We start from the raw sequence: 22181 nt of genomic DNA, 5'->3' as shown, positions 1-22181 counted from the left end.
GGATCGGGGACCATGCTCAAGCTCGTGGCGATGATCATCGCGGCATTCGCAGGCGTCGCCGCGCAGTCGCAGGTCGGGCCGTCGATCGACCACCACCACTACGCCAACCAGACGCCGTATGGCAATGCCGCGGCCGCTCCGATCAAGACGCCGCCGAAGGGCTATCAGCTGGCCTTCCTGGAGACCGTCGGCCGCCACGGCGCGCGAACGCTGACCAATTCGGGGGCCGAGCGACGCTCGTTGAGCGTGTGGAAGCGCGCCGCAGGCCAGTATGCGACGACATCACTCGGCAATCGTTTCGCCAAGGACCTCCGGGTTTTCCAGCAGGCCGAGCAGCGGGTTGGCTACGGCAACCTGAGCACGATCGGCGCCGCGGAGTGGAGGGGCATCGGCCGCCGTACGGCCGACAGCTATCGCACGTTCCTGGCCGAAGCGACTGCCGCCGGCGATGAGGTCGAGTTCAAGACCTCGGGGGTCCAGAGGACCGTCGACAGCGCCGAGGCGATGGAGTCGGGTCTTGCGGCCGGCATCCCGGGTCTCAAGGCCGCGCCCTACGCGTTTGACCCCGCCCGGTTGCTCATCGGCAACGGCGCGTCATTTGCCGGCAATGACGCTGTCGAGAAGATCCTTGACAGCCCCGAGGTGGCAGCTGCCTCGCAGCGGCTGTTGGGCCGGCTCTATGACAAGGCTTTTGTCGACAGCCTCGAGGACCCCGTCGCCGCGGCGCTCGACGTCTATCTGCTCTATTGCACCGCGCCGGGCATGCGCGCGGACTCCGGCGTCACGTTCGATCCTTATGTGTCGCTCGAGGACGCGAAGGTGCTCGCATACGCGATCGATGCGAAGAACTTCTATCGCTACGGACCGGGGGTCAAAGGTGAGCCCAACTCCTACCAGGCGACGAAGCCGCTGCTCCGGGACTTCTTCGCCCAGCTCGACAAGCGCCTCAAGGGGGGCGACACGGCGGCTGTCTTCCGGTTGGCGCACGGCGAGACCACGATGCCGTTCGCGGCGCTTTTGCAGCTCCCTGGCAGTGGGGAGCAGGCTCCCAAGCGTGAGGTCTTCACGTATGCCGACAACCCGTGGCGCGGCCATGTCGCGGGTCGCCTCGCCGGCAACATCGAGTGGGCGGCCTATCGGGATCGCTCCGGCAAGGCACTTGTGACCGTGCGTCACAACGAGCGGCCGGTCAAGCTGCAGAAGTCCTGCCGAGCGACCGTGCCCTTCTTCTACCGTCCTGCCGAGCTGAAGCGCTGCCTCGGCTGAGCGCTCGGCGTAGAGTAGGTCGATGAGGTCCCGTGGAACGGCGGTCCTGCTCGCTCTGCTCATGTGCGCCGTCATGGCGGGACTGACGACATCCGCCCGGGCCGACCTCGTCAGCAACGCGAACTATTACGCCAACCAGACTCCGTATGGCAACCCCGCCAGCACCCAGGTCAAGGCCCCACCTGCGGGATATGAGCTGCTGTTCCTCGAGACGGTGGGACGCCACGGCTCCCGCACGCTGACAAGCGACACCGTCGAGGACCGCGCACTCGCGCTGTGGCAGCGCGCGTCGTCGCAGGGCAAGCTCACGACCCTGGGCACGCAGTTCGACAACGACCTGGCCGCGTTCCGGGCGGTCGAGCAACGCATCGGCTACGGCAACCTCAGCGCCCGGGGCAAGGATGAGTTGCGGGGGTTCGGTCGGCGTACGGCCGTCAACTACGCGGGCTTCTTCACCCGGGCCGCTGCCAAGGGCGACAAGGTCCAGATGAGGGTCTCAGGCGTCTATCGCACACTCCAGAGCGCGCGCTACATGAGGGAGACGCTCGGAGCCAAAGTCCCCGGACTCGACTTCGCCGCCCGCGTCGTCGACGAACGGCTCCTGATCGAGAGCGGGTCGACGAGGGCAGGCAGGGCCGCAATCGCGGCCAACAGGCGCCAATCGAGCGTCCTGGCCAGCTCCAAGCACCTGCTCGAGCGCATCTACCGGCCGTCGTTCGTCGACGGGCTGAGCGATCCCGTCGCCGCGGCGTTGGACGTCTACGCCCTCTACGCCACGGCTCCCGGGCTCAAGGGCGACACCACCATCACGTTCGCCAACTACGTGCCGATCGACGACGCGCGCCGCCTCGCCATGGTCAAGGACACCGGCAACTTCTATCGCTACGGGCCGGGCGTCGCGGGGCAGGTGAGTTCCTACACGCAGGCCAAGCCGGTCCTCGCGGACTTCTTCGCGCGACTCGACCAGCGGATCGCCGGGGGACGTACGGCCGCGGTGTTCCGGCACGGGCACGGCGAGACCACGATGCCGTTCGGTGCCCTGATCAAGGTGCCTGGCAGCACCAAGCAGGCTTTGAAGAGCGCGCCCTACACGTGGGGCAACAACCCGTGGCGTGGATTCGTCGCCGGCCGCCTCGCGGGCAACATCGAGTGGGCCGCCTACCGCAAGGGCGGGGCCGTGCTCGTGACGATGCGCCACAACGAGCAGCCCGCCAAGTTCGCGAGTGCCTGCACACCGGTGGAGGCGACCTCGTACTTCTACCGTCTGGGCGAGCTCAAGAGCTGCCTGGGCTGAGCGTGTTCGCTACCTGCGCAGTCTCACCAGGTCCGCCAGCGCGGCATCCGACAGCTCGGTCAGCGCTCCTTCGCCACCGTTGACGACGGCATCGGCGAGGGAGCGCTTGGATCGGATCAGCTCGGCGATCGACTCCTCGATCGTCCCTTCGCTGATGAGCCGGTGCACCTGCACGTTCTTGGTCTGGCCGATGCGGTGGGCGCGGTCGGTGGCCTGGTCCTCGACGGCAGGGTTCCACCAGCGGTCGTAGTGGATCACGTGGTCGGCGCGGGTGAGGTTGAGACCGACTCCGGCAGCCTTGAGCGACAGCACGAACACCGGCACCTGCCCACTTTGGAACCGGTGCACCATCTTCTCGCGTGCGCGGATCGTGGTGGCGCCGTAGAGGAACTGGTGCGCGATCTTCTTCTCCTCCAGGTGTCGCGTCAGCAGCCGGCCCATCACGGCATACTGCGTGAACACCAGCGTCGCTCCGTCCTCGGCCACGATCTCCTCGACCAGCTCGTCGAAGACGCCGAGCTTGCCGGAGCGTCCGCCCAGCCGTGCGGCCGGCTCTCGGAGGAACTGTGCGGGGTGGTTGCAGATCTGCTTGAGCTGCGTCAGCAGCTTGACGACGAGGCCGCGGCGCTGAATGCCCTGGGCCGCCTCGATCTGCGCCATCGTGCTGCGTACGACCGCTTCGTAGAGGCCGACCTGCTCACGCGTCAGGTTGATGCGGTGGTCGGTCTCGATCTTGGGCGGCAGCTCGGGGGCGATGCCGGGGTCGGACTTGCGGCGGCGCAGCACGAACGGCCGGATGAGCTGGGACAGCCCGGTGGCCTTGCCCGTGTCGCGGCGCGACTCGATGGCACGAGACCAGGTGTTGCGGAACTGCTGGTATGTCCCGAGGAGACCCGGCGTGGTCCAGTCGAGGATCGCCCACAGCTCGGAGAGGTTGTTCTCGACCGGCGTGCCGGTCAGGGCGAGGCGGGCCACGGCGGGGATGTCCCGGATGGCCTGGGCCGTGCGCGCGTGCGGGTTCTTGATGTTCTGCGCCTCGTCGGCGACGACCAGCCCCCAGCCCGGGCTGTGCTCGGACAGCTCGATCACGTCGGAGCGCATCGTGGCATAGGTCGTGACAAGGAATCCGTCATTGACTCCGTCGAGCCGGCGCCTGGGCCCGTGGTAGCGACGGACGCTGACGCCCGGTGCGAACCGCTTGATCTCCCGCTCCCAGTTGCCGAGCACGGATGCCGGACACACCACCAGGGTCGGCGCGCTCGACTCGACCGAGCGTTGGAGGTGCAGCGCGATCAGCATGACGGTCTTGCCGAGCCCCATGTCGTCAGCGAGGATGCCGCCGAGGCGCAGGTCGACGAGCTGCGTCATCCAGCGCAGGCCCTGCAGCTGATAGTCGCGCAGTGTCCCGTCGAGCCCTTCGGGCTGCACCGCCGGTGCGATGTCCCGGTCCTGCACCGCGAGCCGCCGGCGTACGTCCTCGAGCCAGCCGACCGTGTCGACCTCGGTCATCCGTCCGTCGATCTCGAGCTCGCCTGTCACGGCGGCTCGCAGCGCCTCGAGTGGCGAGATCTCGCGCGTACGACGCTCGAGCACGCGCTGCAGCCGTGACTTGTCGACGAAGACCCAGCGATCCCGCAGCCGCAGGAGTCCGGTCTGCGACTGGGCGAGCTGATCGAGCTCGGCCGCCGACAGGATGTCGTCGCCGAGCGCGACCTGCCAGTCGAAGGAGAAGAGCTGACCCTGCGTGAAGGCCGACGGGCGGTCAGATCGCGGTGTCTCTTCGCGGCGCACGATCGCCGACGTGGACAGCTCGCGCACGAGCTCGGGGGGCCAGCGGACCTCGATGCGGTTGGCCATCAGCGTCGGTGCGAGGCTCCGGTCACCCAGGCGGGCGAGCTCATCGGGGCTCACCGTCACGGCGCCGCGCGAGTGCGGATCGCGCATGCGCTCGGCGGCGGGCCACCAGGGCTCGACCCGGCGAAGCATCGCGGCTGTCGGCTCCTTGGCATCTGGCGCCAGAGGGTGCGACGGACTGCCGAACAGGTCTCCGGCGTCGAAAGCCGCCCACGAACCCGAGCGGGGGTGGATCCGCAGGCGTACGACCGCGGCCTGCTCAGGCGTCGGTTGCTCGAGGAACGACACCATCAGCGACCAGGAGAACGTCGTCTCGCGCTTGCGCGGCTGGGCTGCGTGCGGAGACACATAGGGCTGTCGCTGCGGGGTCGATGCCGCAGCGGGGGCGTCGACGGCCAGGGCCTTGAGAAATGCGCTGATCTTGGCCTGACCGGCGCCGGCATTGGGGCCGATCGCTGCACCGGCGTTCTGCAGCTGGTTGAGCTCGGTCGCATCGGGTGATCCCAGTGCGCCCCGGGCCATGATCCGCAGCGCGAGAATCGCGGGAGTGGCCCACGCGCGTACGGAGGGGTCCGCCGACATGACCCGGATGCCCTGGCTCAGCGCGCCGATCGACTGATTGGCAGTGGCCGCGTGGTCACCCTCCGGGGCGTGAAAGACGAAGCGTGAATCGGCCGGATCATCACCGGCCACGAAGTCCACCGGAAACTGCAAAAGCCTGCGCAGATCCGTGGAGGTGGGCATCCCTTTATTGTCGCTCACGCCTCCAAGTGGCGGTCATCGAGGTCGAGCGACTTTCGCCTTTCGCCAGTCGTCGAGGTGCCGGGATGGACGCCGCGGGAGACGCTGGTGCCGTGCCTGTTCCGAGCAAGACGTGCGTCTCGTGCGGCCGGACGATCGAGTGGCGCAAGAAGTGGGCCCGCGACTGGGACGATGTGCGCTACTGCAGCGCGACCTGCCAGCGGCGCAAGATCACGGACGAGGAACGGGATCTCGAGCGCCGCATCGTCGAGATGCTGGCCGCCAGGTCCCGCGAGTCGACGATTTGTCCCTCCGACGTGGCCAGGGCCGTCGCACCCGACGAGTGGCGTCCGATGATGGAGCCGGTCAGGCGGGCGGCTCGAAGGCTCGTCGACCGAGGAGAGGTCGAGATCACTCAGAAGGGTTCGGTCGTGGACCCGTCAACCGCCAAGGGGCCGATCCGGATCCGGTTGCCCCGCGCTCCCTGACACTGTCTGTCATCGTTGGGGAGTGAAGATCAGGGCGACCGGGGCAATCCCGTCGGACGTGTCATGAGCGAGCACGCCTTCATCCCACGAGATCGAGACGTCGTCTATCGCGTCATCGCCGAGCGCCGGGACATGCGGCACTTCGCCGGTGGCGTCGTGGAAGAGCCGGTGCTGGCCCGACTGCTGGCAGCGGCACATCAGGCCCCGAGCGTCGGCCTGATGCAGCCATGGCGCTTCGTGCGCATCGCCGACCTCACGTTGCGTCAGGCCCTCCACGACCATGTCGAGCAGGAGCGTCGGCGCACGGCTGAGGCGATGGGGGAGCGCTCGGATGAGTTCATGCGGCTCAAGGTGCAGGGCATCCTCGACTGCGCCGAGGTGCTGGTCGTCGCACTGGGCGCCGATCGTGAGCGGCATGTCTTCGGCCGTCGCACGATGCCGCACATGGATCTGGCGTCGGTGTCGTGCGCGATCCAGAACCTGTGGCTCTCCGCCAGGGCAGAGGGGCTCGGCATGGGCTGGGTGTCGATGTTCGAGCCCGAGGTCGTCGGCCGGCTGATCGGAGCTCCCGCCGGCGCCGAGGCCGTGGCGATCTTGTGTCTCGGGCCGGTCGACGCGTTCTATCCACGACCGATGCTGGAGCAGGAGAGCTGGACCGTGGCGCGCCGGCTCGACGAGCTGCTGGCCGTCGACGTCTGGCCGGACTGACGGCTCAGCGCCGGGTCAGGACCCGCGCGTTGACGAGCTTGAAGTTGGTGTTGACTCGCGGCTCACCACCTCCGTCGACCTCGACCGGGGTGTTGTCACCGTCCTGGACCACGAGGAGTCCGTTCGGGAATCCGGGCAAGGGCGTGCTGACGGTGTCGGCGCCGTCGCTGTCCTGCGAGCCATCGGCCGCCGGACCGTCGACAACGGCGAAATGCCTGAGCGGGCGATTGGTCTGCCGGTCGTAGGTGTAGAACGTGTTGTCTCCCTGGCTCGACACAAGCAGGGTGCCGGACCTGGGTCCGGTCTGAAAGATCGTGAGCCCCTCGGTGTCTGCCGCGATGCGACCTCCGTAGCCCGGGTTGGCACCGGTCGGGGCGCACTCCTCGGCCTGCTCGTCGTATGCCGCCGGCGCGCCGAACTCACGGGTACGTTCGATGCTGCGCGGCTTGCCGGCGAATGATCCCCGACCGAGCTGCACACGCCACAGGCCGATGTCCTCCTGCGCCGCATAGAGCGTGTGGGAAGCCTCGTCCACGACGACGCCCTCGAGCTGTGGGCCTTCGCCCGGGTCCTCGCACGGCGACCATGTCGAACCGTCGGGCAGGCGGAACGTGTCGGGGAAGGTCAGGGTGTCGACCTTGCGATAGCTCACCCGCCCTCGCTCGGCGACGAGCTTGAACATCCCGATGTCCGTGGTGTGCCGGCGGGTGCCGATCACCAAGGCACCTCCGCGGCCGTCCTTGAAGGCCGTCAGCCCGTAGACCGTGGCCTGCTCGTTGACGTCGTCCTGATCTGCGGAGAAGGCCAGCGGGATGTTCGCCGAGGTGACATCGCTCAGGCGACCGGTGCGGGAGTCGATGGCGTACGAACGGATCTGGTCACGGCCGCGGTCGCTCGTGACGGCGAGGTCGACCGATCGTCCGCCAAGCCGGAACCCATGCACGATGTCGACGTTGTTGAACCGGCCTGACTCGTCGTCGGCGCCAGGCGCGGGCGGAGCGGCGATCGATTGGCGCAGGCGACCCTTGAGGTCATAGACGTTGAGCCCGGCATTCTTGGCCGTGCCGATGACGACGCTGCGCGAGCGGTCGCGGTGATTGACCCAGATGGCCGGGTCGTCGGCATCCCCGTTGTCGCCCGCGTCGTCGTCGAAGACACCGGGTGTCTCTGCCGTGGCGGTCACCTCGACGAGTTGAGTCGGGGGCCGCTGGTCGGCCGAGGCGGGGAGGGCGAGCGCGGAGACGAGGAGCAGGGCTGCCGTAGCGGGCGCAAGAGGAGTCACGGCCCAGACGCTAGGCACCAGGGCGAAACCTCAGATGACGTCAAGGTGTGCGCGTGGCGAACTCTGCGGAGCCACTGTCAGACCTCAGTGGTTGAGTCGAAGCATGGACTTCGACGAACCCGGATGGCAGTTGATCGACGACTTCTTCGCGAAGGAGGGGACGGGTCGTGCCGGTGCGACGGTGCGCCGCTACGCGCGGGTGCGCGACCGGCTCCAGCACTTCCTCGACACCGGAGAGATGGCCGACTGGCTCGGGACCCACCCCGCCACGCTGTTGTCCGCCGAGCGGGAGTTCCACGAGCGCGGCGCGTTCTGGCAGCTGTTCGGCCCGGACGAGCTGGTCTGCGTCCTGCCGGGATTTGTTCGCGAACCGTGGATGCCTGACAGCGTGGGGGAGGCGCGCACCCAGATCAGTCTGGTGTCCCGCCTGCTGAGCCACCTGAGTCGCAAGCGCCTGCTGGACTTCTCGGTGGTTCGTTGTGCCTATTGGGAGGCCGAAGCCGCGGTCAAGCAGGCGCGCAGCGATCTCGACACGAAGTCCGCCGCGCGGGATCCAGATGGGTGGGCGGGCGAGATGCCCCGCCGTTTTCGCCAGCAGCCCGGTGCGCAGTGGTGAGTCCCGATCGGCGGCGACCCCCGATGGGGTCAGCAGTCGGCCACGACGTGCGCCGCGACGGGCACCCGGCACGCTAGCCTTCCCTCGACCTTCATCTCCAGAGGAGCAACGTGTCCAACATCGAAGAACCCAACCCGACTCAGCCCAGGCCGCCGGCATACGCCCCGCCAGCCGGGGTCGCACCCACCGGCGGCTACCCCGTCGCGAGACCCCCGGGAGCCGGCCAGCCCGGCCAGATCCGCGGCACTGGGATCAGCATCCTGCTCTACATCGTGACCTTCGGCTTCTACGGCTGGTTCTACTACTACAAGACCCACGAGGAGATGAAGCGTCACTCCGGTGAGGGCCTCGGCGGCCCCCTCGCGCTGATCCTGGCGATCTTCGTCGGCATCGCGATGGCCTATCTCACGCCCCATGAGGTCGGCAGCCTCTACAAGCGCGCGGGCAAGCCCGAACCGGTCTCGGCCATCACGGGACTGTGGTACTTCCCGGGCATCTTCATCCTGGTCGGCCCGATCATCTGGTTCGTCAAGACCAACGGTGCGCTCAACGACTACTGGAAGTCGCAGGGGGTCGCGGCCTGAGGCTTCCGGGCGACGGCGGTGATCAGGTCTGCTGGGCTCCGGGCGCGTCGGCGTCCTGCTCGGCGATCTGACGCCGAACATCGTCCATGTCGAGCTCCCTGACGGCCGAGATGATCTGCTCGAGTCCGGCCGCGGGGAGCGCGCCGGGCTGGGAGAACACCAGGACACCGTCGCGGAAGGCCATCAGCGTGGGGATCGAGCTGATCTGCGCCGCTCCGGCGAGCTCCGGCTGATCCTCGGTGTCGATCTTGCCGAACACGATGTCTGAGTGCTGCTCGCTCGCGGCCTCGAACACCGGGCCGAACTGCTTGCAGGGACCACACCATTCGGCCCACCAGTCGACGAGCGTGATGCCGTCGGCGCTGATGGTGTCGTCGATGGTGTCCTTGGTCAGGGTGACGGTGCTCATGAGGACCTTTCGTTCGGAAACTCGGTGCGCATGTGTTCAACGGTGCCCGCGCGGGAGGCATTCCCATGCCCTGTGCCCGACTACCCGAAAATTGCCTGCCAAAATCTCGTCATACGCGACGGCGGACATACTCTCACCCCTTAGAAGATGCTGGGAGTGCCTTCGGGATTCCCTGGCTGATCACAATCTCGGGGAATGCGGGGAATGCGTCGTGAAGTACGACAAACCGGTCTGGCAGATCATGCACGCCTGTGCCGACGCGATGGCGGAGTCCTTTCGCTACGAAGATGTCAGTGACTGGTTCAAGCTGAAGTATCCAGATGTCAGCGAGGCCACGATCCGCGCGCACCTGGTCGGACTCACCGAAAATGGTCGGGCCAAGCACGTCCAGTTCGCCCAGCGGTCGCCGGTGTTCAGGCGGGTCGCGCGCGGCGAATACGCCCCGATCCCGATCGCTGAGCGCGGCGAAGACCCCGATGCCGACGGCCCCTCGGCCAGCAACCTCAAGATGGGGCCGGACTACCGGGCGGGCCGGCCAGAGCCGCTCGAGCGCAAGTCACCCAAGAAGCCGAACAAGTCCAAGAAGGCCAAGCACGCCAAGAAGCTCAAGCAGGCCGAAGCCTTGGCTGACGACTCGTCGGAGGTCGAGGAGCCTCACGTCGCCGACATCATCCTGCTCGGCAGTGTGGGCGACCGAGTCAATGTGCCGGCACCGGCCAAGGAGGTCTTCCGTGAGGTCTCATTCCAGCTGAGCCGGCTCGAGGCCGAGCTGTCCGGCAGCGAATGGTTCGTGTTGTCCGCCGAGCACGGACTCCTCGCTCCGAACGAGTGGATGTCACCGGACTCGCGAACTCTGGCAGACATGGACCCGGCCTATCGCGTGAGCTGGGCCGGTTGGGTCGTTGCCCGCCTCGAGTCGCTCGTCGGCTCCCTGGAAGGCCTGTTCGTCAGTGTGGGGGCTCCCAACGAGTTCATCGGGCCGCTGTTCGCCGATCTGCAGGACGCCGGTGCGGTCGTCTCGTCCGGCCAAGTCGGCCTGACCGTCCAGCCGCCGGCCGCACGGACGGCCGACCAACCGCATTTCGAGGTGAAGGGTGCTGAAATCGATCACCCGGACGTCCTCGATGTGACTGCCCGCCTGGTGGAGGGTGCGACAGTGGTGCCGATCGACCCGGATTCGCCGGCCGGTCTCCACCTCGCCGACCAGCGACATGCGGTGCCTGCCAGCGAGCTCACCTCCTTGCCCAACTCGCCGGGCCTCTATGGCTGGTTCGTGGATCCGATCGGCGCCCGCGAGCTCAACCGCAGCCTGATGTTGCCGGTGCGCTCTGGATTGATCTTCGTCGGGCAGGTCGGCGGGTCCAGCTGGCAATCCCTCGCGGACCCGGTGCTCAATCTCCGTGACCACGTGGAGCGCATCCAGCTGCATGGGCGAGCGCGGGCCTCGACCTTCCGCATGACACTGGCGACCGTGTTGCGTGACCATCTGCACATGACGTCGCTCGAGGACCCCAAGCTCACCGCATGGATGCTCGAGCATCTTTCGGTCGCGACGTGGGCGCACGACAACTTCGGTGAGCTCCGCGAGCTCGAGCAGGCCGTGATCGGTGAGCTCGACCCGCCGCTCAATGTCGATCACCTGCCTGCCAGCGAATATCGCGCTCGGCTGACCCAGATGCGCAGCGCCCTCGCCTGACCTTGCCTTGTCCACGTCCGGACCGGTGGCACGACGTCATCGGCTAGGGGTTGGACTCCGGGTCAGGGCTTGTCGACGGATCGGGACTCGGTGAGGGAGTCGGCTCGGCCGGGGTCGCCTTCGCCCCGCCCCCGCTCTTGCTCTTGTTGCCCTTGCCCTTGTTGCTCTTGTCGGAGTCGTCTGGGGAGTCGTCCTCCTCGGCCAGATCAGGCGCGCCGTTGGACACTGTCAGTGTGATGGTGGCTCCGCTCTTGGCAGTGCTGGACGGATCGACCGCCGTCACGGTGCCGACGCTCTCGTCTGATGGTTCGTACTGCGGTGTCGCCCGGAGCCCGAGCTTGTCGAGCTCGGCGACTGCCTCGTCGTATGTCGAGCCGATGAGCGTGTCGACCGGGACCTTGATGCGACCGGTCGCCACCGAGATCGTCACGACCGCGCCCTCATCAACCTCCTCACCGGAGGCAGGATCCTGGTCCACGACTTCACCGGCCTTGCCACCCGCAACATTGACCTTGCGCACCTCGACCTCCAGGCCAGCGGCCTCGAGCCGGGTGGTCGCCTTGCTCTGGGTCATGCCGTCCACGTCCGGCACGATCACCGGGTCGCTGCCGCTCATCAGCATCCAGCCGAGGGCCGCGGCGACGATGGCGACCACCACCGAGCTGAGCAGCACCATGCGTCGCGAGGAGTGCCCGCCTCGTTCGTGCTCGGCGGCGACCTCGCTGCCACCTCTTTGATCGGCGCCAGCCGGATCGGTGTCGGCCGCACCAGGGGCCACTGAACCAACCAGGGTCGCTGTCGCAGCGGCGTCACTGGCGCCCACGGTCACGGGCCGCTCGACGATGCCCGGCAACGTGTTGTCGTCAGGCCTCGCGGCAGCGTCCGGCATGGTCGGTTCGCCATCCAGGAACGGCGCGTGACCGGGCGAAGTCGGGACGGAGGTCGCAAGTGGTGCGGCGACCTGGGCAACTGCCGTGGCTGACGTTGGCCGTTCGTCGGGGTTCTTGGCGAGCAGCTGGTTGACGAGCGCAACCGCGTCGTGCGGCACAGTCGCCGGCAGCTCAGGAGGCTCGTCCTGCAGGTGCGCCAATGCGGTTGCGATGTCGCTGTCCCGGTGGAACGGCAGAGCGCCGCTCAGGCAGGTGTGCGCCACGACCCCGAGGGCGTACAGGTCAGACGCGGATGTCGCCGGACGCCCGGATGCCTGCTCGGGGCTGAGGTAGTCGGCCGTGCCGATCAGGGCTCCGGTCTGTGTCAGCGGTTCGCCGCCCGAGGCGTGCGCGATGCCGAAGTCCACCAGCATGACCCGGCCGTCAGGCGTGACCAGGATGTTGCCCGGCTTGAGGTCCCGATGCACGATTCCCGCGTCGTGGGCGGCAGCGAGCGCCGCTGCGATCTCGGCGACGATCGCCATGGTCTCGCCGGTGGACAACGTCCTCCGCTCGGCGAGCACGGCAGACAGCGCGGCGCCATCGATCAGCGGCATCACGAGGAACGGGACGGGTCGACCATCCTCATCGTCCTCGCCATAGTCGAACACGTCGACGATCCCCGGGTGGTGCAGCGAGCCGGCGAGCTGGGCCTCGACCCGGAGTCGGGCGCGCACGTTTTCATCGTCCGCGAGATGAGGTCGGATGATCTTGATCGCGACGGTGCGATCGAGGACCTCATCGTGCGCCCGCCAGACCTCGCCCATGCCTCCGCCACCGATGAGTTCGTCGAGGCGGTAGCGACCGCTGAGCGTTGTGGGCATCCCTACAGATTAGTGCGTCTCACAAGACTTCTCATTCTGAGGGCCGCGGATTGCCTGTTGCCGTTTCGGCCCGGCAGGCATGATCGACACATGGAACGTCGAACGTTGTTGACCGGGTTTGCGGCGGCGGGCAGTCTGACCCTGCTCGGATGCAGCGGCAGTGACGACAAGCGCGAGCCGACGCCCACGCGTGCGCCGGGCGGTGACTCGTCCGAGACCGCGGCGCCGAACGCCGTGGATCCCAAGATCGCGTCCACGGTCGCCACCGGACTCAACGTGCCCTGGGACATCGCATTCCTGGCTTCAGGTGACGCGCTGGTCTCGCAGCGCGACGAAGGGTCGATCGTACGCATCTCGCCGTCCGGCAATGTCACCAAGGTCGGCGACGTCGACGGTGCTTCCGGAGGGGGAGAGGGGGGCCTCCTGGGTCTCGCGCTGGCACCTGGCGACGAGAACATCCTGTTCGCCTACGTCACGACGGCCGCGGACGATCGGATCCTGCGGCTGACCCTGGATGGAGGCTCCATCGGTTCCCAGGAACCGATTCTCACCGGCATCTCAGTCGGGTCGCGCCACCATGGTGGCCGCCTGCTGTTCGATCCCGACGGCAACCTCTTCGTGTCGACCGGCGACGCCGGTGACGGCTCACTCGCACAGGACAAGGAGTCGCTGAACGGCAAGATCCTGCGGGTCACGCAGGACGGCAAGGCCGTCGATGGCAACCCGTTCGACAACCGCACCTGGTCGTACGGGCATCGCAACATCGAAGGGCTGGTCTACGACGCCAAGGGTCGGCTGTGGGCCACCGAGTTCGGTGACCAGACCTTCGATGAGCTCAACCTGATCGAGCGCGGGGGCAACTACGGCTGGCCTGATGTCGAGGGCACGTCGGACAACCGGGACCTCATCAATCCGAAGGTCACCTGGGGGACTGATGAGTGCTCGCCGGCGGGCCTGGCGATCGTCCGGTCCACCGCCTTCCTCGGAGCCCTCCAGGGCGAGTGCCTGTTTGCCGTCCCGCTCGACGGCGAGGACGCCGGCAAGCCAAAGGCCTACTTCTCAGGCGACAATGGCCGCATACGGAGTGTCACAGCGGCGCCGGACGGAGCCCTGTGGGTGACCACCAGCAACACCGACGGCCGGGGCGACCCGGGCCCGGATGACGACCGGATCTTCCGGGTGACGGTGTAGCGCAGAACCTACTGCGGGGTAGGGCTTCTCTCGCGGCAAACATGAGGATAGCCTCATGTCACCGCCCGAATCGAGGAGGAGCCATGGACGAATCATCGTTTGAGATCGACTCGGCGCAGGTCGCCGCGGCATCGGCACGATTCCCGGCGCACCGACGCGGCCCGCGGGAGACCGGGCCCGTAGCCGACATGACCTGTCTGACCACTGCGCCGAGCGCCGAGTTCGGTCGTCACGCCTGGGATGAGGCGGGGCATCTCTGACCCCCAGACGCCGCAGGATGTGAAGGACCCCGGAGCCGAGGCTCCGGGGTCCTTCGACATTAGCTGACATAGCGAGGACGGCAAGCCGTCCCCAAGCTCTCGCGAGCCTGGATCTGAATCAGAGGGGACGGCAAGCCGTCCCCAAGCGCTCGCGAGCCTGGATCTGAATCAGACGGGACGGCAAGCCGTCCCCAAGCGCTCGCGAGCCTGGATCTGAATCAGACGGGACGGATGTTTGCGGCCTGCAGGCCCTTCTGGCCCTGCTCCACGTCGAACTCGACCTTCTGGTTCTCATCCAGCGAGCGGTAGCCGCTGGACTGGATCGCGCTGAAGTGCGCAAACACATCCTCGCTGCCGTCGTCCGGGGCGATGAAGCCAAAGCCCTTGTCAGCGTTGAACCACTTGACGGTCCCTGTTGCCATGTCCTACTCCTCTTGGCGAGTTCACCCACGACTCTCGCGAGCGACGGTCGCGACGTACATCCAACCTTCGAAGAGAACTAGACACCCCGAGAGGAACTCATTCATTCGTACGGCCAACGTCGTGCAACTGCTGACAACCCTAGGGAAACCGGACCCCGGAGCGAAAGTGGTTCAGAGGATGAAATCGAGGAAGTTCACGTTCGACATCGACTACTTCCTGCCGTACACCTGGGCGACCCACCACACGCCGTTCTTGTCCTGTGCCGCACCCACGCCGCTGTAGCGCATCCTGGAGTTGATCAGGTTGGCGCGATGGCCGGTGGACCTCATCCAGGCCGACACAACCGCATTGCCAGAGGTGTAGCCATAGGCGATGTTCTCGGCGACCCCCCTGAGATTGCAGGCGTCGAGGACGGGACCCAGCTTCTGGTGCCTGAGCACGCGATGCGATGCCATCCAGGCTGCTTGCCTCTCGGCGTAGCGGTCGACACACGTTTGGTATTTCAACGGGACCCGGTCGCGATCGACCCTCTTGACGTTGACCCGGTCGAGGACCTGCTTCTCATAGGTCGGCGATGTGATGGCGGACGCCGGCGCAGCGGTCATGACCACCGTGGACATCACCAGCGCTGAGATGATGCGGGTGCGCAGATTGTTTTTCATGGGGCTCCCTCCCACAGTCAGGCTAAAACAATCTCGGACCTGTGGAGGCCGATCGGCCGAACCGAGTTTCTAGCTCTAAGGAACTAGATAGATATAGTCATTTGTGGCCAAAGTCAAGACTGCCGTTCTTCCTGAATGTTCTCTACGTTGACTCTGTTGTGCCGCGCGCGCCTCACGAGGGTGCGCGCACTCGTGAGTCAGGCGACCGCCCGACCGCGCATCTGGAAGTCAACAAGGGGGAACAGTGAAGCGTGTGACCTCGGGCCTCGTCGGCCTCACACTCGCAGCATCGCTCGGACTGGCCTACGCCTCACCCGGCACCGCAGCACCCGCACCGCCGGTCAACAGCACCGACCGTCCCGACAAGGTCAAGGACGACCTGCCCAACCCGCTCGAGCAGAAGCGTCGTGCGCTTCGCGAGACCGGCCTCACGTCGGTCCTCAATGGCGATGCTGAAGCCGTGCAGAAGAACGGCTCTTCGGTCGTCAAGGTCGGCAAGGGCTACAGCCCCGCAGATGCCGCCGCCCTTGCCAACGAGAAGGCGAGCAAGAAGACGCTCGACTCAATCCGAGGCAAGAAGAAGAAGGATCAGTACGTTGAGCTCAAGCAGGAGCGCGCCGACAAGATCTTCGTCATCCTCGCCGAGTTCGGCAACCAGCGTCACCCCGATTTCCCCGACAAGGACACTGATCCGACGGTGCCCGGTCCGACGACGTTCGAGGGGCCGTTGCGCAACAAGATCCCTGAGCCCGACCGCACCAAGGACAACTCGACGATCTGGCAGGCGAACTATGACCGCCAGCATTACCAAGATCTCTATTTCAGCGAGCAGGACGAGTCGGTCAAGACCTACTACGAGACGCAGTCCTCGGGTCGCTACACGGTCGACGGCACAGTCTCGGACTGGGTCAAGGTCCCCTACAACGAGGCGCGCTACGGGCGTGACGAGTCCTATCAGACGGTCTGGAACCTCATCGAGGATTCACTGACGGCGTGGGTCGCCGATCAGAAGGCCGCGGGCCGGACCGACGCCCAGATCAAGGCGACCATCGCGTCATACGACAAGTACGACCGTTACGACTTCGACGGTGACGGCGACTTCAACGAGTCCGATGGCTACATCGACCACTTCCAGATCGTGCACGCCGGTGGTGATGAGGCCGACGGCGATCCGCAGCAGGGTGAGGATGCGATCTGGTCGCACCGTTGGTACGCCTTCGGCACCGACGCGGGCATCACGGGGCCGGAGCAGAACCGCCTCGGCGGCACCCAGGTCGGCGAGACGGGCGTCTGGGTCGGCGACTACACCGCCCAGCCCGAGAACGGTGGCCTGTCGGTCTTCGTCCATGAGTACGGCCACGACCTTGGTCTGCCAGATGACTACGACACCAGCGGTGGCGGAGACAACAGCAGTGAGTACTGGACGCTGATGGCGCAGAGCAGGCTCAACGCCAAGGGCGAGGCGCTCGGCACGCGTGCCGGCGACCTCGGTGCGTGGAACAAGTTGCAGCTCGGCTGGCTGGACTACGAGGCAATCGCGACGAAGCAGAAGAAGACCCTCAAGCTCGGCCCGCAGGAGTACAACTCCAAGAAGGCCCAGGCCGCGGTCGTCGTGCTGCCCAAGAAGGATGTCTTCATCGACAACGGGGCCCCGGCGTCGGGCACGAAGCAGTTCTTCTCCGGCTCAGGCGATGACCTCGCCAACTCCATGACGACCGATGTCGACCTCACCGGCAAGACCGGCGGGGTCCTGGAGGCCAAGGTCCGCTATGACATCGAGAAGGGCTACGACTACGCGTACGTCCAGGCCTCGACCGACGGTGGATCGACGTGGAAGTCCCTTGACGGCACGATCAACGGCACCACGATCCCCGACGACGCGTCCGGCTCGCCAGCGATCGACGGCAAGCTCGCGACGTGGGGCGACCTCAAGGTCCCGCTCGGTGCCTACGACGGCGAGAAGATCAAGCTCCGTGTCTACTACAAGACCGACGGTGGCCTGGCCAAGGCCGGACTGTTCGTCGACGACGTCAAGATCCTGGCCGGCAGCGAGACGCTGTTGACCGACGGTGCTGAGTCCGGTGGGCCCGCGTGGACGTTCGACGGCTTCTCGGTCGTCGGTGCGACCTCGACGTTCAAGGCGGACAACTATTATATCGCCGGGCACCGGTCGTACGTCTCGTACGACAAGTATCTGCAGACGGGTCCGTACAACTTCGGCTTCATGAACACGAAGCCGGACTACGCGGAGCACTACAAGTACGGGCACGGCCTGCTGATCTCGTACTGGGACACCTCGGTGGCGGACAACAACACCACCGAGCACCCCGGGACCGGACGCAACCTCATCATCGACGCCAACCCGGCACCGATCACGAACATCGTGACGGGTGCCCCGTGGCGTGCACGGATCCAGATGTATGACGCGCCGTTCTCGTTGCACACGGCCGACTCGATGACCTTGCACACCAATGGCAAGCCGAGCTACATCCGGGGGCAGGCGGCCAAGCCGCTGTTCGACGACACCAAGAAGTATTGGTTCGCCGAGCTGCCCAACCACGGTGTCAAGCTGCCTGCCGCTGGCGTCAAGATGAGGGTCCTGGAGGAGAAGGGCACGTCGCTGAAGGTCGCGTTCAACTGACCTCCCGTGGCGGGGGCACCGTCAGGGGTGGGTGCCCCCAGCCGCCATCAGCGGGCCAGGACGATCGTTTGCACAAGTAGTTGGCGGCGCCGAGACCGATCACCACGGTGCCGGCGATGACGGTCGACGTCGGGAGGCCCAGCGCCAGGGTGAGGCACCCGGCGAGACCCAGCGCGCAGACCACGCGCCATGACGGTGACCGGCTGAGGGTCCACGCGGCGAGGTTGGTGATCGCGTAGTAGGCCAAGACGCAGTACGAGGAGAAGGTCACGCTCGTGATGAGGTCTCCGACGCAGATCAGGCCGGCCACCACCAGAGCGACCGCGACCTCGGCCACGTGGGGAACCCTGGTGCGTGGGCTCACACCTGCGAGGGCGCGAGGCAGATGACCATCGCGGGCCATCGCCAGGGTCGTGCGGGAGACGCCGAGCATGAGCGACAACAGGGCACCCCCTGCCGCGAGGGCGGCAGCAGCGAGCACAGATGGCACCAGGACCCGGGCCCCAGCCGCATCGACTCCGGCGACAAACGGGCGCAGCGACTCCGCCAGCGTGACCGTGCCGAGCGAGTGCAGAAGTGCGGCCGCGGCGGCCGTGTAGAGCGCGAGGACCAGGACGAAGGTCACGGCCATGGCGACCGGGATCGTGCGGGCGGGCTCGCGCACCTCCTCCCCGAGCGTCGCCAGGCGGGCATAGCCCGCGAACGCGAAGAAGAGCAGACCGGATGCCTGCAGGACGCCGCCGGAGGTGACGCCGCTGCCGCCGGCGTCGGGTGCTGCGGGACCGCCCAGCATGGCGACGACCGCGACCAGCACCACACCCACGACCGCGGCGACGACCGCGATGCTGACGGCGGCGGACTTCTCGACCCCGGCAAGGTTGACCGCGGTGACGACGACGACGGCGCCAAGTGCCAGCAGCCGGGCGTGATCGGGCCAGATGTAGGTGCCGAGCGCGAACGCCATGGCGGCGCACGACGACGTCTTGCCGGCGACGAACGACCAGCCGGCGAGGTAGCCCCACAAGGGACCCAGCCGCTCGCGTCCAAAGGCATACGTGCCTCCCGCGACGGGGTGCCGCCTGGCCAGGCGCGCCGAGGAGATGGCGTTGCACGCCGCCACGGCGGCCGCGATGCCGAGGGCGAGCAACAAGCCGTCGCCTGCCGCGGCCGCCGCAGGGGGGAAGGCGACGAACAGACCCGCGCCGATCATGGCACCCGTGCCGACCGCGACCGACCCGAGCAGGCCGAGCCGACGATCGAGCGGCGCGGTCATCTCAGAGGTCGTAGTCGATGACCAGGGGGGCGTGGTCCGACCAGCGCTCGGCCCAGCTGGGCGCCCGGTCGACCGTCGCCTCGCGGGCGACAGCGGCCAGCTCCGGTGTGGCGATCTGGTAGTCGATGCGCCAACCCGTGTCGGTGTCGAACGCCTGGCCTCGCATCGACCACCAGGTGTAGGGGCCGTCGACCTCGCCCGCGAGCGCGCGGTGCACGTCCACCCAGCCGAGCTCACCAAAGAAGCGGTCGAAGTAGGCCCGTTCCTCGGGCAGGAAGCCGGCCTTCTTGACGTTGCCCTTCCAGTTGCGGATGTCACGCTCGGTGTGGCCGACGTTGAGGTCGCCGGTGACGATGCCGTGGTTGCCGGTTGACCGGATCTCGGCGAGGCGCACGGCCATGCGGTCGAGGAAGCGATATTTGTCGTCCTGGCGCGGTGTGCCTGCCTCGCCGGAGTGGACGTAGGCAGAGACAGCCGTCAGCGTCGAGCCATCGCGCAGGGGGATGTCGGACTCGATCCACCGGCCGGAGTCGTCGAAGTAGTCGTCGCCGTTGCCGACGCGCACGGTCGTGGGGCTGGTGCGGCTGAGCACCGCGACGCCGGCCCGGCCCTTGGCCGCCGCCTCGGCGTGGACGACGTGGTAGCCCGCATCGGCGGTGATCTGGTGCACGATCTCGTCGGGTGCCCGCACCTCCTGCAACGTGACGACATCGGCTCCGCGATCGGCGAGCCAGTCGCTGAAGCCGAGTGTTTGACCCCTCGTCTTGTTGTGGGCGGCGCGGATGCCGTTGACGTTGACGGTGGCGATTCGAAGCACGCGCCTCACCCTAATGGGCGAACCCGACGGTTCCGCGCTCGGTCGGCGGCGGGTTCAGGTCGCGGCGATGAGGCCTGAGATGACGGCGACGACCGCCGGCAGACCCTGGATCGCGGCCGCGCGGGCGAACGGCTTGCCGCCGCTGGAGACCAGGACCACTGCCGCGGCGAGCATGCTGGCGCAGGCGAAGACGATCAGCGTCCACCCGATGGTGTCGCGGGTGTCGGACGCGGCGACCAGCACGATGCCGACGATCGTCTCGACTGCGAGGAACAGGTTGTAGAAGCCCTGGTTGAAGGCCAGCGCTGCGGTCGTGTCCGCCTCGGCCTGCGACTCGAGACCGAAGGTCTTCCAGGTCTTGGGCTTCTTCCAGTCCAGTGACTCGAGCTTGAAGAACAAGAGGTGCAGGAGCGCGGCGACGCCGGCGGAGACGAGTGCGAGTGCGGTCATGGGAGCAACCTACGCCTGATCGATGTCCGGCCGCCGCCCCCTGACGACGGTCAGGCGGTCTGCCTGGCCGCGGCACGCCCGGCGGCTCGACCGCTGAAGATGCAGCCGCCGAGGAAGGTCCCCTCCAGCGAGTTGTAGCCATGCATACCGCCTCCGCCGAAGCCAGCGACCTCACCCGCGGCGAAGAGCCCCGCGAGTGGGGCGCCATCGACGCCCAGCACGCGCGAGTCGAGGTCGGTCTCCAGGCCGCCGAGTGACTTGCGGGTGAGGACGTGCAGGCGTACGGCGATCAGCGGACCCTTGTCGGGGTCGAGGATCTTGTGCGGGGACGCGACCCGGATCAGCCGGTCGCCGCGGTCGGCGCGGGCCTGCCGGAGTGCGGCGATCTGGAGATCCTTGGTGAAGGCGTTGTCGAGCTCGCGGTCCCGCTCGGTGACCTGGCGGCGCACGTCGGCGACGTCGACGGGGGAGTCGGGCGTCAGGGCGTTCATGCCGGCCACGAGCTGCTCGATCGTGTCGGCCACGACGAAGTCCTCACCCTTGGACTTGAACGCCTCGACCGGGCCCGTGGCGCCCTTGGAGAGCCGCTGCCTGAGGAGCTCGCGGACGCTTCGGCCCGTGAGGTCGGGGTTCTGCTCCTGCCCGGAGAGGGCGAACTCCTTCTCGATGATCGCCTGGCTGAGGACGAACCACGAGTGGTCATGACCGCTCTCGCGGAGGAGCTTGAGGGTGCCGAGGGTGTCGAAGCCGGGGAGGCCGGGGACCGGCAGGCGCTGGCCGGAGCCGTCGAGCCAGATCGACGAGGGGCCGGGCAGGATGCGGATGCCGTGCTGGGGCCAGATGGGGTCCCAGTTCTTGATGCCTTCGACGTAGTGCCACATGCGATCTCGGTTGACGTGGCTCGCTCCGGCACTCTCGGAGATCCCGAGCATACGTCCGTCCACGTGGGCGGGGACGCCGGAGATCATGTGCACGGGGGGCGTGCCGAGGCGCTCGGGCCAGTTGGCGCGGACGAGGTCGTGGTTGCCGCCGATGCCGCCTGACGTGACGATGACGGCCTGCGCCTCCAGGGCGAACTCTCCTGCAGACGTACGCGAGGTGGGTGCGGCCCGCTCGGCGTCGGTGGGCTCGAGGACCTGGCCACGTACGCCCGTGACAGCTCCGTCTGTGACGATCAGCTCGTCGACCTGGTGCCGGAAGGCGAACTGTACGAGGCCCTGGTCGTGGCCGGCTCGGACCAACCTCTCGAACGGCTCGACGATGCCGGGTCCGGTGCCCCACGTGATGTGGAAGCGCGGCACCGAGTTGCCGTGGCCGCCGGCGAGGCCGCCGCCACGCTCGGCCCAGCCGACGACCGGGAAGACGCTGTGGCCGCGCTCCTTGAGCCAGCTGCGCTTCTCGCCCGCGGCGAAGTTGACGTAGGCCTCGGCCCACTGCCGCGGCCAGTGGTCCTCTGGGCGATCGAACTGGGCGCTGCCCAGCCAGTCCTGCATCGCGAGATCGACCGAGTCCTTGATGCCCATGCGCCGTTGCTGGGGCGAGTCGACGAAGAACAGGCCGCCGAACGACCAGAAGGCCTGTCCGCCGAGGCCCTGCTCGCCCTCCTGGTCCACGAGGATGACCTTGCGGCCCGACTCGATGAGCTCAGCGGTGGCGACCAGGCCGGCGAGGCCCGCTCCGACGACGATGACATCAGCATCCATGACGGCGATTGTGTCGTACGGGTCTGCCCTGCGCGCGACACCACTCAAACACCCGGCGAAATGAGTGTCG

Annotated in this window: 20 protein-coding genes; 10 read left to right on the top strand and 10 right to left on the bottom strand. The window is 67.3% G+C overall.

What is annotated here, in order from left to right:
* Nucleotides 1-12: 12 nt before the first annotated feature.
* Nucleotides 13-1266, top strand: coding sequence for a histidine-type phosphatase (locus WKF39_RS06200; RefSeq protein ID WP_340386395.1), 1254 nt, complete (start codon nt 13-15; stop codon nt 1264-1266).
* 22 nt (nt 1267-1288) lie between these two features.
* A complete protein-coding gene (locus WKF39_RS06195; protein WP_340386393.1) occupies nt 1289-2560 on the top strand; it encodes a histidine-type phosphatase in 1272 nt (423 codons plus the stop codon).
* 9 nt (nt 2561-2569) lie between these two features.
* Here WKF39_RS06195 and WKF39_RS06190 read toward each other — a convergent pair whose 3' ends face one another.
* On the bottom strand, nt 2570-5158 hold the full coding sequence (locus WKF39_RS06190; protein ID WP_340386391.1) for a DEAD/DEAH box helicase: 2589 nt from the start codon (nt 5156-5158) through the stop codon (nt 2570-2572).
* A gap of 110 nt (nt 5159-5268) precedes the next feature.
* Here WKF39_RS06190 and WKF39_RS06185 point away from each other — a divergent pair, with 110 nt between their 5' ends.
* Complete coding sequence (locus tag WKF39_RS06185; RefSeq protein WP_340386389.1) at nt 5269-5643, top strand: DUF2256 and DUF3253 domain-containing protein; 375 nt, start codon at nt 5269-5271, stop codon at nt 5641-5643.
* A 63-nt stretch (nt 5644-5706) separates the two neighbouring features.
* Entirely contained in the window at nt 5707-6351 is a 645-nt protein-coding gene (bluB, locus tag WKF39_RS06180; protein WP_340386387.1) for a 5,6-dimethylbenzimidazole synthase, read from the top strand.
* Between the two features lie 4 nt (nt 6352-6355).
* Here bluB and WKF39_RS06175 read toward each other — a convergent pair whose 3' ends face one another.
* Nucleotides 6356-7633, bottom strand: coding sequence for a phytase (locus WKF39_RS06175; RefSeq protein WP_340386385.1), 1278 nt, complete (start codon nt 7631-7633; stop codon nt 6356-6358).
* Between the two features lie 103 nt (nt 7634-7736).
* Here WKF39_RS06175 and WKF39_RS06170 point away from each other — a divergent pair, with 103 nt between their 5' ends.
* Both WKF39_RS06170 and WKF39_RS06165 read left to right on the top strand, forming a co-directional pair.
* The gene (locus WKF39_RS06170; protein WP_340386383.1) at nt 7737-8249 is read left to right on the top strand and encodes a hypothetical protein; all 513 of its coding nucleotides are present in this window, start codon (nt 7737-7739) and stop codon (nt 8247-8249) included.
* A 110-nt stretch (nt 8250-8359) separates the two neighbouring features.
* Entirely contained in the window at nt 8360-8833 is a 474-nt protein-coding gene (locus WKF39_RS06165) for a DUF4234 domain-containing protein (protein WP_340386381.1), read from the top strand.
* 22 nt (nt 8834-8855) lie between these two features.
* Here the strand turns inward: WKF39_RS06165 and WKF39_RS06160 are convergent, their stop codons facing one another.
* On the bottom strand, nt 8856-9242 hold the full coding sequence (locus WKF39_RS06160) for a thioredoxin domain-containing protein (protein ID WP_340386379.1): 387 nt from the start codon (nt 9240-9242) through the stop codon (nt 8856-8858).
* 211 nt (nt 9243-9453) lie between these two features.
* Between WKF39_RS06160 and WKF39_RS06155 the strand changes: the two genes are divergently transcribed.
* The gene (locus tag WKF39_RS06155) at nt 9454-10938 is read left to right on the top strand and encodes a DUF6884 domain-containing protein (RefSeq protein ID WP_340386377.1); all 1485 of its coding nucleotides are present in this window, start codon (nt 9454-9456) and stop codon (nt 10936-10938) included.
* A gap of 43 nt (nt 10939-10981) precedes the next feature.
* Here the strand turns inward: WKF39_RS06155 and WKF39_RS06150 are convergent, their stop codons facing one another.
* Nucleotides 10982-12691, bottom strand: a complete 1710-nt coding sequence (locus WKF39_RS06150) for a protein kinase (protein WP_340386375.1) — start codon at nt 12689-12691, stop codon at nt 10982-10984.
* A gap of 90 nt (nt 12692-12781) precedes the next feature.
* Between WKF39_RS06150 and WKF39_RS06145 the strand changes: the two genes are divergently transcribed.
* Nucleotides 12782-13882, top strand: a complete 1101-nt coding sequence (locus WKF39_RS06145) for a PQQ-dependent sugar dehydrogenase (RefSeq protein ID WP_340386373.1) — start codon at nt 12782-12784, stop codon at nt 13880-13882.
* A gap of 83 nt (nt 13883-13965) precedes the next feature.
* Complete coding sequence (locus WKF39_RS06140) at nt 13966-14142, top strand: hypothetical protein (RefSeq protein ID WP_340386370.1); 177 nt, start codon at nt 13966-13968, stop codon at nt 14140-14142.
* Between the two features lie 218 nt (nt 14143-14360).
* Here WKF39_RS06140 and WKF39_RS06135 read toward each other — a convergent pair whose 3' ends face one another.
* Nucleotides 14361-14564, bottom strand: a complete 204-nt coding sequence (locus tag WKF39_RS06135) for a cold-shock protein (protein ID WP_340386368.1) — start codon at nt 14562-14564, stop codon at nt 14361-14363.
* Between the two features lie 210 nt (nt 14565-14774).
* A complete protein-coding gene (locus tag WKF39_RS06130; protein ID WP_340386365.1) occupies nt 14775-15227 on the bottom strand; it encodes a CAP domain-containing protein in 453 nt (150 codons plus the stop codon).
* 244 nt (nt 15228-15471) lie between these two features.
* Between WKF39_RS06130 and WKF39_RS06125 the strand changes: the two genes are divergently transcribed.
* Nucleotides 15472-17868, top strand: a complete 2397-nt coding sequence (locus tag WKF39_RS06125) for an immune inhibitor A domain-containing protein (protein WP_340386363.1) — start codon at nt 15472-15474, stop codon at nt 17866-17868.
* On the opposite strand, the gene WKF39_RS06120 is transcribed toward WKF39_RS06125, so the two are convergent.
* The 4 genes from WKF39_RS06120 to WKF39_RS06105 are packed head-to-tail and all read right to left on the bottom strand — an operon-like array spanning nt 17861 to nt 22111.
* On the bottom strand, nt 17861-19141 hold the full coding sequence (locus WKF39_RS06120; RefSeq protein WP_340386360.1) for an APC family permease: 1281 nt from the start codon (nt 19139-19141) through the stop codon (nt 17861-17863). The two genes, WKF39_RS06125 and WKF39_RS06120, sit on opposite strands and share 8 nt — an antisense overlap.
* Nucleotide 19142: 1 nt before the next feature.
* Nucleotides 19143-19958: an exodeoxyribonuclease III gene (locus WKF39_RS06115; protein WP_340386358.1), complete on the bottom strand. Its 816-nt coding sequence runs from the start codon at nt 19956-19958 to the stop codon at nt 19143-19145.
* Between the two features lie 54 nt (nt 19959-20012).
* Nucleotides 20013-20408, bottom strand: coding sequence for a DUF1304 domain-containing protein (locus WKF39_RS06110; protein WP_340386356.1), 396 nt, complete (start codon nt 20406-20408; stop codon nt 20013-20015).
* Nucleotides 20409-20458: 50 nt separating this feature from the next.
* A complete protein-coding gene (locus WKF39_RS06105; RefSeq protein ID WP_340386354.1) occupies nt 20459-22111 on the bottom strand; it encodes an FAD-binding dehydrogenase in 1653 nt (550 codons plus the stop codon).
* Nucleotides 22112-22181 lie beyond the last annotated feature (70 nt).

The sequence above is a fragment of the Aeromicrobium sp. genome (assembly GCF_037719875.1).
Taxonomy (GTDB): Bacteria; Actinomycetota; Actinomycetes; order Propionibacteriales; family Nocardioidaceae; genus Aeromicrobium.
The sequence above is the reverse complement of the archived record's forward strand: the minus strand, read 5'-3'. Positions and strand labels throughout refer to the sequence as shown.

What these genes read in the sequence shown, in the direction of transcription:
- WKF39_RS06200 (WP_340386395.1), top strand. Translation starts at nt 13, where the DNA reads ATGCTCAAGCTCGTGGCGATGATCATCGCGGCATTCGCAGGCGTCGCC.
- WKF39_RS06195 (WP_340386393.1), top strand. Translation starts at nt 1,289, where the DNA reads ATGAGGTCCCGTGGAACGGCGGTCCTGCTCGCTCTGCTCATGTGCGCC.
- WKF39_RS06190 (WP_340386391.1), bottom strand. Translation starts at nt 5,158, where the DNA reads ATGCCCACCTCCACGGATCTGCGCAGGCTTTTGCAGTTTCCGGTGGAC.
- bluB (WP_340386387.1), top strand. Translation starts at nt 5,707, where the DNA reads ATGAGCGAGCACGCCTTCATCCCACGAGATCGAGACGTCGTCTATCGC.
- WKF39_RS06170 (WP_340386383.1), top strand. Translation starts at nt 7,737, where the DNA reads ATGGACTTCGACGAACCCGGATGGCAGTTGATCGACGACTTCTTCGCG.
- WKF39_RS06160 (WP_340386379.1), bottom strand. Translation starts at nt 9,242, where the DNA reads ATGAGCACCGTCACCCTGACCAAGGACACCATCGACGACACCATCAGC.
- WKF39_RS06150 (WP_340386375.1), bottom strand. Translation starts at nt 12,691, where the DNA reads ATGCCCACAACGCTCAGCGGTCGCTACCGCCTCGACGAACTCATCGGT.
- WKF39_RS06145 (WP_340386373.1), top strand. Translation starts at nt 12,782, where the DNA reads ATGGAACGTCGAACGTTGTTGACCGGGTTTGCGGCGGCGGGCAGTCTG.
- WKF39_RS06140 (WP_340386370.1), top strand. Translation starts at nt 13,966, where the DNA reads ATGGACGAATCATCGTTTGAGATCGACTCGGCGCAGGTCGCCGCGGCA.
- WKF39_RS06135 (WP_340386368.1), bottom strand. Translation starts at nt 14,564, where the DNA reads ATGGCAACAGGGACCGTCAAGTGGTTCAACGCTGACAAGGGCTTTGGC.
- WKF39_RS06130 (WP_340386365.1), bottom strand. Translation starts at nt 15,227, where the DNA reads ATGAAAAACAATCTGCGCACCCGCATCATCTCAGCGCTGGTGATGTCC.
- WKF39_RS06120 (WP_340386360.1), bottom strand. Translation starts at nt 19,141, where the DNA reads ATGACCGCGCCGCTCGATCGTCGGCTCGGCCTGCTCGGGTCGGTCGCG.
- WKF39_RS06110 (WP_340386356.1), bottom strand. Translation starts at nt 20,408, where the DNA reads ATGACCGCACTCGCACTCGTCTCCGCCGGCGTCGCCGCGCTCCTGCAC.
- WKF39_RS06105 (WP_340386354.1), bottom strand. Translation starts at nt 22,111, where the DNA reads ATGGATGCTGATGTCATCGTCGTCGGAGCGGGCCTCGCCGGCCTGGTC.